The sequence below is a fragment of the Bradyrhizobium sp. Mp27 genome (assembly GCF_029953005.1).
Taxonomy (GTDB): Bacteria; Pseudomonadota; Alphaproteobacteria; order Rhizobiales; family Xanthobacteraceae; genus Bradyrhizobium; species Bradyrhizobium barranii.
This window is the reverse complement of sequence record NZ_JASAUS010000078.1, coordinates 29,688-41,183: the sequence shown is the minus strand read 5'-3', so window position 1 is coordinate 41,183 and position 11,496 is coordinate 29,688. Positions and strand designations below refer to the sequence as shown.

Genomic DNA, 11,496 nt, shown 5'->3' with positions numbered 1-11,496 from the left:
CCGGCGGCTCTTCTTCGTCATCTTCGCTCCTGATTCGCAGCAAGAATCCTCGCCGCTGTCAGGCAGAAAATCCACTCAAGCTACTGTCCGAATTTGCGGGGCCAGCTCTTTTCGTGAATTGTGATTCCGAGCAACGGCTCGCGGTGAGCGGCAGCGTGGCGCCTGCGTTAGATAGTTCGCTGTGTCCAGCGGCCGTCTTCGATTGCGCCCCCACTGCATGTCTCCGAGTGCGCCGGCTTTCGCTCCGTAGCAAGACAACTCGTCACCGTTTGCTCGACGATGCGGCTCTTTGCCGAGCAAGGCCCTTTCCGCTCCTGATGAGCATCCTCGGAGAGTTGATTTCTCAGCCCAATAAGGTTCGGGCGGTTGTCACGGCGTCATAAATTTCGATCCGGAGCATCGGGTAGGTCGATTTAAGTGCGCGACCCGACGACTCGGCGGCTTCCGCGGTATCAAACCTTGACTTGAAGTGCCCGTCGACAACGATCGCAAATCCTTCCATCGGCAGTCTATCAGCGCGTGGTGCTCTCGGCTCGGGCTCTTCAGATGAGTGAACAGGCATTTTCATATGAACTCCCATTGTGCAGCGAAAGCATGGCAGGCGGCGCCTCAAAGACCGACAGCATGCCAGCAAAAGAACCTAATCGCGGCATCAGGCGCTGGCAGCCAAGTTGTGTCTCGGAGCGCAGGCAGAGGCGGGACAAGCTTGCCCTCGCCACGTTCTGACAGGAACAACTCTCCCATCGTGGGATTGTCATATTGGTCTATGGCGCGATACCTGACCCCTCAGCTTGCGTCATCCACCCGGGATGGCTCATCGTCGGACGCGCGTCTTGCGATGAGCCGGTTCTCGGAAGGTGCCTGAGTTGGTCTTTCAGGTTCATTCCGCGACCGCTACGAAGAGGGCAAAGTCGCGGGCCTATTCGGCGGGCTTCTCTTTGTGCCGAGACGGAGTGCCCCGATTTTCGTCAGTCTGCTCCGCGTCACCGGGCGTTTTTCCCGCCATATTTCCCGGATTGTAATGATACTTACCTTTCGGATTTTCACCGGGCTGCTTCTCATCCGGGTTTTTGTTGTTTGCCATCGATCCAGTCGCTTTCTCGGTAAGAGTAACAATGTTGAACAAGACCAACGTCGACATGTTCCATGCCATCATTTATTGCCTTCAGCGCTGGGCTGATCAGTCGGAGTAATCTTGAACCGGCGAGAGCGACAACGAGGCGCTCCAAGTTGCGTTTGGAACGAAGACTCGGCGGCGACCGTTGAGGATGAGCCTGCAACATTTCTCAATTTGCCAGAGTCATCGTGCATGCCACCTGAGGTACTGCACATGGCATCCCCGCGAACACGCTCCCTCTCGCTCCGGTCCGACTACACCACGGCCTTGCGGCGACATCCCGCGCTTATGGCATTTGCTGGGGCGGCTTCCCTTCTCGGCGCCATAGCGATCGTAAATGGGCGAGTCGCCAAGAAAGCGGAACGCGATAACCCGCCTCGTGGGCAGTTCCTGGAGATCGATGGCGTCCGACTGCACTACGTGGAACGTGGCAATGGGCGTCCGCTTGTGCTCCTGCACGGCAACGGCAGCATGATCCAGGATTTTGAATCAAGCGGCCTGATCGATCTCGCGGCCAACAGGTTTCGGGTGATCGTATTCGACCGCCCCGGATTTGGACACAGCTCGCGGCCACGAAACGTGATCTGGACCCCGGAAGCACAGGCAGACCTGTTCAGAAAGGCACTTGATCGTCTGAGCGTTCAGCGGGCGATCGTGCTTGGACATTCATGGGGTGCGGCGGTCGCTCTTGCGTTGGCGACAAGACATTCGTCATTTGTCGAAGCCTTGGTGCTGGCGTCGGGATACTATTTTCCAACCGTTCGTGCTGACGCGGCGGCATCTTCGATGTCAGCGATACCCGGCATCGGCGATGCCATCAGTCACACCATCTCGCCGATCGTCAGCCGCCTCTTGTGGCCTTCCATGTTGCGCAAGATGTTCGGTCCGCGGCCAGTCCCTGACAAGTTCGTCGGCTTCCCCAAGGAATTGGCGTTGCGACCGTCACAGATGCGTGCCAGCGCGGCGGAGGCAACGTTGATGATCCCCGCCGCATTTGCCTCGTCCAAGACCTACGACCAACTTAGGATGCCCATCATCATCATCGCCGGCGATGATGATCGCCTCATCGACATCAACAAGCAATCGGTCAGACTTCACGGCGAAGTCACTCACAGCAAGCTGCACCGCGTCGCTGGGGCAGGGCACATGATCCAACAGTCTGCCACGGCTCGGTTCCTGGCGGCCATCGATGAAGCCGCTGCCGAGACCGAGATTGGCGGGAATGCGCCGCATCGGTTCGCGAGCGCCTAGGAACGCTCCGGCGGGGCCACGTGTTCTCCTTATTCTTCAGTTGGCGAAGAGGCCCGCCGCGGCCGAACCGTCCAGCCGGACCGACTGCTTATCCGGCTAGAGGCTCCTGCAGCCGCATCGCGCCCTTCCGACCGGTGCGAAGCTGACTCAGCGGGTTGGGGCAGGCCCCTGGATCGGGATGGAGAAAAGCGTCGTGGTCTCGCTGTCAAAGTTGCCGCATGAGCCCCCCTGGTCCCCAGGGCAGAATGTCGGCGTACCGGAACCGGTTGCCTCGCCACCGCAGGCGGCCGACGATATCGAAATGCCGCTGCCGTCCAGCCCGCAGACGTTCTTTCTCGGTAGTCTGCTAACACTGGCCGTGCTCGCAGCCATCCATGTGGCAAGCTCGATCATATTGCCCGTGGTGCTCGCCTTCGTGCTGCAGCTCATTCTGCACCCCGTCGTGCATCTGCTTGAGCGTATAGGTCTTCCGCGTGCCATAGGAGCACTCTTGGCGATCCTGGTGGTCGTCGGAGCGCTCGTGGGCTTCGTGGCAGCCTTGTCGCTACCGGCAGCGTCTTGGGCGGAGAAATTGCCGGAGGGCCTGCCTCGCCTCGAAACTCATCTGGTCGTTCTAAAGCGCCCGATCGAAGCGCTGCAGAAAGTCATCCAGCAGGCCGAGCACGTCGCTGACGCTCCCGAGAAAAAGGGAGCCACGGTTTCGGTCCGCAGCGATCTCGGCCTGACCGGCGCGCTCTTCGCTGGAACGCGGGCTGTCATCGACGGCCTGTTCACCACGGTTCTGGTGCTCTACTTTCTCCTGGTCGCAGGCGACGTTTTTCTGCGACGTATCGTCGAGGTCCTCCCAAGTTTTCGCGACAAGAGGCAGGCGGTGGACATCTCCCAGCAGATCGAAGCGGACATATCTGCCTATCTGCTCACAATCACTACCATGAACGCTGCGGTGGGAGCTGCAACGGCGGTTGCGATGTATTTCTGCGGGCTTGGAGACCCCTTGTTGTGGGGAGCCGCGGCCTTCCTGCTCAACTACGTTCCGATTCTGGGCCCACTGTTAGGCACCGTCATCTTCCTCCTAGCCGGAATGTTGAGCTTCGACAGCTTGTGGTGGGCCTTGCTGCCGCCGGCCCTCTACTTCTGCATCCACCTCGCCGAAGGCGAAACCCTGACACCCATGTTGCTTGCCCGACGCTTCACGCTGAACCCGGTGCTGGTCATCCTGTCGCTGGTGTTCTGGTTCTGGATGTGGGGCGTGCCTGGCGCGATCCTGGCTGTTCCGATGCTGGCCATCCTCAAGATCGTCAGCGATCGCGTGCGTCCGCTAAGAGCTTTGGGGCACGTCCTCGAAGGCTAGTCCGGTGTCGCTCTTGGGAGAAGATTGAGGACCGCGCCGTCGGAAGGCGGCCATTGCAGCATGCAGGTTACGCCAGCGGCATTGAGAAACTAAAGCGGGTCTCCGCGGGGGTCGATGCGACGGTCAATGCGCCCCCATGCGCCTTTGCGATCTGAGAGGCGATGTACAGCCCAAGTCCAAGCCCTTGCTTGCTCGCACGGGCCTTGCCGCGGAAGAACGGTTCGAACAGCTTGTCCATCACCGTTTGCGGAATAGCCTCACCCGCATTGGCGACCCAGAGCTCGAACAATCCATTTCGCGTCTCGGCGTGAACGGTGATGGGCTTGTTGGCCGTGCCATGCGTCACGGCGTTGCCGAGCAAGTTGGAAAGGAGCTGGCCGATGCGGATGCGATCGCAGTTTACCGGCCCGTCGACGGCAAACTCGAATTCGATGACGCGACCGGGCGAAGCCAGCCTCAGTTCGTCGATCACCTGGGCAAGGACGGGCTCCAGCGGTCCTTTCGCATCGTATTCCAGGGTAATGCCACCGCCCAGACGACCGCGTGCAAAGTCGAGGACGTTGTCGATCATCGAGGCCATGCGCATGACCGTCGTCTGCATCATGGCGACGATCTGCTGCTCCTTCTCATTCTGCACGGTACGGCCGAGAAGTCTCGCGCCGGCGCTGATGGAGGCGAGAGGATTGCGAAGATCGTGACCAAGTACGGCGATGAACTGTTCCCGCAGTTCGGAGGTTTCGTGCTCGAGCAGCAGCACTTCTTGCGTCGCCCTTTCGGCAGCAATGGCCAATTCTCGGCCGGCGAGGAGCTCCTGTTCGTAGCGCCGTCGGTCGGTCGCCTTGATCAACGCAAGACGGATCAGCAGCAGCTTTCCATCCGCATCGCGGCGCTCGTTCGCGTTGGCGATCAGGTGGAGCGGCTCACCGGCAGTGGTCACCATGTCGATAGCGAATTCGTTGAAGAAGCCCTGCATCCGCAGCAGCGGCGCGATATGAGTTTCGTAGTAGATGCGGCCTGGCATGGTCAGGAAATCGGTGAAACGCTTGCCGACCATCTGGTCTGCCGGGTGCCCGCTCCACGCCAGCAAGGTCGGGTTGACATGCTCAATGCGGCCGTTCGGGTGCAGGGTGACGTACCCGCACGGGGCGTTGTTGACCATGTCCTCGAAGTCTGGACCGGAGACGCTCACGAGACGAAGGCTCGAATCGCCGCGATGACCTCGTCGGGCGCACTGAGGTTCGGGCAATGCCCGGTCGCGTTCAGGACGATCATTCGACCGCCGGGGATACTACGGGCAACGAAATCGCCGACCTCCTGGGAGGCGATGATGTCTTCGCTGCATTGGAGGACGAGGGTCGGAACGGAGACCTCCGCGAGATCCTTACGGTTGTCGGAGGTGAAAGTCACTCGGGCGAACGCTTTGGCAATATCGGGATCCGTGCGGCAGAAGCTATTCGTGAGCTCCTGACCGAGAGCCGGCCGGTCGGAATTGCCCATGATCATAGGTGCCATCTGCGCCGACCAACCCATGTGGTTGGATTCGAGAAATTCGAGCAATTCATCGATCTGCTTGGCACTGAACCCGCCAACATATCCTTCGTCGTCGATGTAGCGGGCTGAAGGGCCGATGAGCACGAGCTTGCCGAACGTGCCTGGCGCTTGTCGCGCGGCCAGCACGCCGATCATGCTGCTGACGGAATGTCCGACGAAGACGGAATCCTTCAAACCAAGTTCGGTGCCGATTTCGACCACGTCGTCGGCGTAACCCGACAAGGTCGAATACTTGGCCCTGTCGTAGGCCGACAGATCGGATCCGCCAGCGCCGACGTGGTCGAACACAACGGTCATGAAGTCCTTTTCGAACGCCGGAGCCACGAACCGCCACATGTTCTGATCGCACCCGAAGCCGTGGGCGAAGACCATCGCCCTGTCGCCCGCGCCACGAACCTGGACGTTATTCCGTTCGATTACATTTGCCATCCGACCCCTTTGAATCATGCATCATTCTTGCAAGCTTTCCGCAGTTGCCGGGGCGCAGTCCGGTTTGCGAGCCCTAGAGGGGAAACGGACCTGTTTGGACGTTCGAGCTCTCAGCGGGATACCCCGGTGCGCTCCCGGGATCAGAAAGGGCATGAGGAACGTGTCTTGCCTTGCAATGTTTGACTTTGCTGGCTGGAGACAGCCGGTTCACCGCGTGCGTCTGGCAAGGCTTCGCAAGGAAGACGCGATTTGCCGCCGCTGATTCCGGTCAGGTCCCGGCGGGAGCGTCCGAGCAAACCGGAGCATCTGATGGCGCAATTGAACAAGTTGCGAGATGCTGTAGCCGATTTGTTTGTCTGTTCGCTTGCGCAGAAGTGACCGCATGACATCAACCATGGATAGGCGGCGTGCTGGCTCTCCTTCACTGAAGAGCTACGGAAGCCATAATGGAACCTGGCTTGATGCCCCCCCCGCTGGTCAATATTGCTCAACTTGCAAGTAATTGTCCTGAACCCATCTAGGACAGCCGGGAGCGTACGCTTCGGTCACAGCGTTCAGGATCCTAGGTCAGCCTGTGAAATGCCGGCGGCAGTGTCTCTCGAACCAGTTCACTTAGATTCAAAGTCTCGCCACTTTCGGCGATGTCAGAGAACAGAACCTCGACGAAGGGATGTTGGCGGTTGAACGCGATACCTCGCTCGTATTTCGCGCGCACAATCCGTTGCAGTGCGGGCAGGTTCAGTCTTCCGAGCGCGTTGTATTGACCTCGGAAAAGACTTTGGCGTCCTCCGCGATGCTCGACAGATTCCGCCCAGATGTCCATCACTTTCCGACTCATGAACGCCTCGACCTGTTTGTTGTCGTCCCGCGCAATGAGCCGGAGCCCGTCCATGGTGTGCGGTCCGTCATCGATCCGAAGTTGCGCAAGTGACATGGCATCCTCCTATTGTCGACCACTGTTCATATCTGCAGCTGGTGCCACTCTCCTGCCGGCTGGCACGATCAGAGACACAGGATAGGATATGGGTATGGGAGGGTCGAATAACGAGGGATGCAAAGCAGACTCAGTAAAGAGTCGTGTCGCTGCTGCCGTCTACAATAATCCCGTCAACCTCTCCATGTGAGCTATATTGACCAGCGCGTCGCGCCGCCGGGCTTCTATGCTCCACCTTAAGATCGTGCCGCGCACAGGGCCAGCGCCTCCTCGTCTGAGATGACCGAAAACGCCCGCTGATGGGCGCACAGTGAGCCGCGCCGCTTGGAAAGTGGCTCTTCCCTAGAATTGCGAACAATCAAGGAGTAAAGTCTGCCCAACGGGTCCGCTCCCGCAAGTTCCAGCCGGCAAGAAGCGGCTGTTCGTCGCTTGGTCGAGAAAGTCGTTCGCTTGGCAATCGATCGAAGCGGGCAAGTCTCGTCGATCCAAGGGAGTCCACGCGTGGCGAAGTCGACCAAGGACATGTTCGACCCCCAGAAATTTCTCGCCAAGGTGGGCACCGGCAAAGCCATTCTGACGTTTCGCAAGAACCAGCTTGTGTTTCAGCAAGGCGACCCTGCTGACTCAGTGTTCTACATTCAAAGCGGCAAGGTCAAGCTGACGGTCGTTTCGGAGCAGGGCAAAGAAGCAGTCGTCGCCATTCTCGAGCCCGGTCAGTTCTTCGGCGAGGGGTGCATGAATGGTCACCCTCTGCGGATGTCGACGACAGCGGCGATGGAAGATTGCGTCATCACATCGATAACCAGAGAATCGATGATGTCGGCTATTCGTGACGAGCCGAAATTCTCCCAGCTGTTCATTTCGTATCTCTTGACCCGAAATAGCCGGATCGAGGAGGACCTGATCGACCAGCTATTCAATTCCAGCGAACGGCGGCTTGCTCGTCTGCTGTTGCTCCTCGCCAATTTCGGCAAGGAAGGCAGTCCGCAGCCGATCAGCGCGAGCATCAATCAGGAGACATTGGCTGAAATGATCGGAACGACACGATCGCGGGTCAGCTATTTCATGAACAAGTTTCGAAGATTGGGGCTCATCAGCTATAACGGCCACATCGAAGTCCACAACTCGTTGTTGAGTGCGGTGTTGCACGAGAAGCCTGTGCTGAGAGAGCGCGACTAGAGGGACCGTCCCAAGCGACGGCCCCAGAGCGTGGGGGCGCAATGAGGCCGTCATTTCCTCGGATGCTTTGGGGGGCGTTTGCATCCGGTCGTGCTTACCAAGTTGCGCCACCGACATTCGTTCCGGCAGAGGCCCAACTCGGTTTCGTACTGACAAATCCCGTCGCAAGTCCGCGATCATTTCTCCAAGCGATTCAGGGTCCAGACTCGCTGTATCCTGTGCTCAGGAAGAAGGGATCTCGTCGGTCCACACTTTGAAGCTGACCAAGGTGTTGGGGCCAAACGTCTGGGTAATCGGCACGTCGGCAGCGTCACGTCCTTGAGAAATCAGCACACGTCCAATCCGGGGGACGTTGTTGCGTGGATCGAATGTGTACCAACGCCCGCCGATATAGGCTTCGAACCATCCCGCGAAGTCCCCTGGGGCATAAGGGGGAGGCATACCAATGTCGCCGAGATAGCCGGTGCAGTATCTGGCGGGAATGTTCATGCAGCGACAGAACGTGACGGCCAGATGCGCGAAGTCCCGGCACACGCCCTTGCGCTCGTTGAAGACGTCCCGGGCCGTCTTGGTTGCATGCGCGTGCTCATAGCCGAATTCAATGTGATTGTGAACGAAATCACAGATCGCCTGAACACGGGCCCATCCGGGCGAGACCTTCTCGAAGAGTTTCCACGCGACATCGGACAGCTGGTCGGTTTCGCAATAGCGGCTGCCGAGCAGATACACGATCGTCTCTGCCGGCAAGTCCTCGACCGCGTGTTGGGTAGCCGAGGGCACAACGACGTCCGGCAAGCCCGTGTCGCGAACGATCCCGTCAGCCGCCAGGCGCATTCGACCCGCTGGCGCAACGATGCGGCTGCACCAGTTACCGAAGCCGTCACGATAGGGGACGATCGCAACCGAGGGCGTGGTGGTCAGATAATCGGGGACGATAACGTCCGATGCCCGGGAAAAATGAACGCCCAGGACCATGATCATGGGCGTGGGCTGCGGAAAGTCGTAGATCATCTCATAGCCGACCCGGATCTTCACGCGGCGTCCTCCAAAGTCGACAAATTCCCGCGGCTGCTAATCGTGAGCATGGCTCGTCGACACAGCGCAGCACTGCAAAAGTGCCAACGCGTTAGTAGTTGCCGTGTTCCTGTCCGTTCATTGAGCAACTCTATGACAGAGCTGACGTCGTTTTGACGTTCACGTCCACGTCCATTCCAAGCTCATCCTCGCGAGTTCCCCAATAACTGCCAAACAGGGGAACAGCTTGGCTCGGGACCCTGGCCACCGCCACGCGGATCAGATCTCGGTTTCCGACGATCCCATTGGTCGGATCGAACTCGACCCAGCCGGAGCCGGGGACGTAAATCTGACACCAGGCATGAGTGGCTCCCCCGCCCAGCCAGGCTGGACCATCGCGATCCGGTACGTAGATATAGCCGGTGATAAAGCGTGCGGCGAAACCTAGGCTTCGCGCGGCTTCAATCATCAAGACGGCAAAGTCCCGACAGCTGCCCTTCCTGCGTTCAAGTGTCGTGGAGGGACTTTGCGTTCCTGGCGCCGTGCGGCGGTCATATGCAAAGCCATCCGAGATTGCTTCATTGAGGGTCATCAGGACCTGGCCCGTACGGCGTCTGGTCCCGCGCACGAGAAACGTATCCAGCCACCGGCCGAGATGATCTTCCGGGTGCGAGAACCATCTTTGAACATAGGGTGCCAGGTCCGGCGCCTCATCATCCTGATACGCAAATGGATGGTCCTTCGCGTGGGCCTCAATTCTGAAGTCGGGCGCATTCTCCGGCGTGTGGTCGACCTTGATGATACACTCGAATCGCAAGTAGTCGCTGTCACAGGCAAATTCGACCTGCGCAACACAATTCCCGAAGACGTCGTGCAGCCACCTCACCTCCGAGGGCGCGGGCGTCACATCGAGCGAGAAATCAATCAGTCGCTGGTCGAAACTGTCGCGCGGGCGCGCCATCAGTTGATGTCGGCCCAGCCTGACCGCACGCCGGTACCGATATGTTGTGACATGCCGGACGAGGAAGATCGCCATAATGTTGCCGATCGACGAGAGGTGAGGGCTAGTTAGGATGGCCGCTTGACGCGGATGGTCGGGCGATGTTGGGCGCCTCAGGCGTGGCCAATCATCGTGCGAATCCCAGCTATGATCTGCCAGGCTTGGAGCGGCTTACCGTAGAATCTGCTGCGGGGGGGAAGATCGATGCTGGGCGGGTTCAATTGCTCGGACATCAGGATGATATCGATCGCCGGCCACCGTTTACGCACGGTACGCGCGAGGCCCATGCCGTCCATGCTGCCCGGCAGCTGGATGTCGGCGCAAACGAGCGCGATGTCGGATCTGGAGCTCAGGATTGCGAGGGCTTCGTCGGTATCCCGCGCTTCCAACGGCGTGTAGCCGGCGTCTTCCACCATGCCAACTGCGCGCATGCGGAGCACCATCTCGTCTTCTACGACGAGAACGATGGCTGGACTGCGTGACGGACCGAACGTCATCGGTAACTCTCCGCAATGCGGGTGCGAGTTGATCCTAGGTATCTCGTCCCCCGATGGCTGCCTCGCTGGGGTATCCCTCGTGCTGCTGAAATGTTCCATCATGCAGAGACTTTTGGCGCTGGCGGCGCGGGCCCGCGCAGGCGAGCAACTACCACTGAATGAGCACCGCACCAGCGATCACAAGCGCGAAGAAGATCGGCAGCAGGACCGGCGGTACCAGCCACTCGCGGAGTCCGAATTTGGAGATGTTCGACATATTGACCGCCTCTTGGTCGCGGCGGGAGCACGATGCTCTCAGTCACCGATAACTGCCGTGAACTCGCGGTGATATTCGAGATATAATGCCCATCGGCGGAATAACGAGGTCAAGCAGAACTATTTGCTGTGACAGGGGCGAGCAGAGTTGTAGTTCGCTTTCAACGTAGCCACTTAAGGGTTGGCGCAATCGCCTTAACGCTCTTTCCCCCTCGCCATGCTTGGCCGTTGCGAGCGTCGATGCAGATTGGCCATCGACCGGCGCAAAATCGGATAAGTCGGCAAGGAAGTCTCCTTCACCGACAACTGATCGGCCCCGACCATATGATCGAGTTTCCAAACCATAGCCGTTCATACGACCGCACGCGGCGTGCCGTACGATTCTGGGGACACGACAGCGCTATCGAGGCATCGTTTTTCATCGACGAAGATGCGCTGAAGCGAATTCAACCAGATGCCGGTTACGATGAAACGGGCTTTCTCCGCGTGTTCGATTGCAATCGCGACTTGATATGCGCCGCCGCTGCCAAGGTGTACGTCCGCGGCAGTAGGGGCTCTTACGATTTGGTCGCCGGTAATTTTTGAACCGATTGCGCTTTGTGAGGGCTTCGTCTCATCCGAAACTGCTCAACGCTTGCCGAAACGTCGGCCCTTCAATCTGAAAAGATGTCAGGCGGCGCGTCGATCGACGTTGGTCCTGATCAGCTTGGCCACGCGCCATCGTTCTGGCGGGCCATCTGCTCAATTCCCTTGTTCGGAATGGCGAAAAATCGCCGCGATTGTTTGTTCTCCCGATACCAACAAAATGCCACCAAACGGACGGAGGCGGTGAATTTTTGCTTGTGTTTTCAACGCGATCGAGGGCTGCCGACACAGGAATACAACAATATGATGCACTGTATTTACTGGCAAAAATAA

12 protein-coding genes are annotated in these 11,496 nt (G+C 58.9%); 4 read left to right on the top strand and 8 right to left on the bottom strand.

The window, feature by feature from the left end; all coding sequences use genetic code 11:
* Positions 1 to 343: 343 nt before the first annotated feature.
* Together QJT78_RS30985 and QJT78_RS30980 are read right to left on the bottom strand one after the other, a co-directional pair.
* Positions 344 to 568: a hypothetical protein gene (locus QJT78_RS30985; protein WP_028149231.1), complete on the bottom strand. Its 225-nt coding sequence runs from the start codon at positions 566 to 568 to the stop codon at positions 344 to 346.
* Positions 569 to 919: 351 nt separating this feature from the next.
* Positions 920 to 1,156 carry a hypothetical protein gene (locus QJT78_RS30980; RefSeq protein WP_049810602.1) on the bottom strand — a complete coding sequence of 79 codons (237 nt, stop codon included), beginning with the start codon at positions 1,154 to 1,156 and terminating at the stop codon, positions 920 to 922.
* A 174-nt stretch (positions 1,157 to 1,330) separates the two neighbouring features.
* Here QJT78_RS30980 and QJT78_RS30975 point away from each other — a divergent pair, with 174 nt between their 5' ends.
* Both QJT78_RS30975 and QJT78_RS30970 read left to right on the top strand, forming a co-directional pair.
* Entirely contained in the window at positions 1,331 to 2,368 is a 1,038-nt protein-coding gene (locus QJT78_RS30975) for an alpha/beta hydrolase (RefSeq protein WP_281460391.1), read from the top strand.
* 178 nt (positions 2,369 to 2,546) lie between these two features.
* Positions 2,547 to 3,719: an AI-2E family transporter gene (locus QJT78_RS30970; RefSeq protein WP_038944704.1), complete on the top strand. Its 1,173-nt coding sequence runs from the start codon at positions 2,547 to 2,549 to the stop codon at positions 3,717 to 3,719.
* 67 nt (positions 3,720 to 3,786) lie between these two features.
* On the opposite strand, the gene QJT78_RS30965 is transcribed toward QJT78_RS30970, so the two are convergent.
* From QJT78_RS30965 to QJT78_RS30955, 3 genes are all read right to left on the bottom strand, one after another.
* Positions 3,787 to 4,908 (bottom strand): PAS domain-containing sensor histidine kinase, encoded by a 1,122-nt coding sequence (locus tag QJT78_RS30965; protein WP_038944706.1) that lies wholly within the window; start codon positions 4,906 to 4,908, stop codon positions 3,787 to 3,789.
* The gene (locus tag QJT78_RS30960; protein WP_028140614.1) at positions 4,905 to 5,699 is read right to left on the bottom strand and encodes an alpha/beta hydrolase; all 795 of its coding nucleotides are present in this window, start codon (positions 5,697 to 5,699) and stop codon (positions 4,905 to 4,907) included. The genes QJT78_RS30965 and QJT78_RS30960 overlap by 4 nt, the downstream gene beginning before the upstream one ends.
* A gap of 562 nt (positions 5,700 to 6,261) precedes the next feature.
* Positions 6,262 to 6,633: a hypothetical protein gene (locus QJT78_RS30955; RefSeq protein ID WP_028149229.1), complete on the bottom strand. Its 372-nt coding sequence runs from the start codon at positions 6,631 to 6,633 to the stop codon at positions 6,262 to 6,264.
* 501 nt (positions 6,634 to 7,134) lie between these two features.
* Between QJT78_RS30955 and QJT78_RS30950 the strand changes: the two genes are divergently transcribed.
* Complete coding sequence (locus QJT78_RS30950) at positions 7,135 to 7,812, top strand: Crp/Fnr family transcriptional regulator (RefSeq protein ID WP_028149228.1); 678 nt, start codon at positions 7,135 to 7,137, stop codon at positions 7,810 to 7,812.
* 222 nt (positions 7,813 to 8,034) lie between these two features.
* Here the strand turns inward: QJT78_RS30950 and QJT78_RS30945 are convergent, their stop codons facing one another.
* The 3 genes from QJT78_RS30945 to QJT78_RS30935 all read right to left on the bottom strand — a co-directional run bounded on the left by QJT78_RS30945 (position 8,035) and on the right by QJT78_RS30935 (position 10,323).
* Positions 8,035 to 8,847 carry a transglutaminase family protein gene (locus QJT78_RS30945; RefSeq protein ID WP_028140611.1) on the bottom strand — a complete coding sequence of 271 codons (813 nt, stop codon included), beginning with the start codon at positions 8,845 to 8,847 and terminating at the stop codon, positions 8,035 to 8,037.
* A gap of 130 nt (positions 8,848 to 8,977) precedes the next feature.
* Positions 8,978 to 9,862 carry a transglutaminase family protein gene (locus QJT78_RS30940; RefSeq protein WP_028140610.1) on the bottom strand — a complete coding sequence of 295 codons (885 nt, stop codon included), beginning with the start codon at positions 9,860 to 9,862 and terminating at the stop codon, positions 8,978 to 8,980.
* Between the two features lie 77 nt (positions 9,863 to 9,939).
* The gene (locus QJT78_RS30935; protein ID WP_028140609.1) at positions 9,940 to 10,323 is read right to left on the bottom strand and encodes a response regulator; all 384 of its coding nucleotides are present in this window, start codon (positions 10,321 to 10,323) and stop codon (positions 9,940 to 9,942) included.
* Positions 10,324 to 10,902: 579 nt separating this feature from the next.
* Between QJT78_RS30935 and QJT78_RS30930 the strand changes: the two genes are divergently transcribed.
* Positions 10,903 to 11,163 (top strand): DUF1488 domain-containing protein, encoded by a 261-nt coding sequence (locus tag QJT78_RS30930; RefSeq protein ID WP_028140608.1) that lies wholly within the window; start codon positions 10,903 to 10,905, stop codon positions 11,161 to 11,163.
* Positions 11,164 to 11,496: the final 333 nt, after the last annotated feature.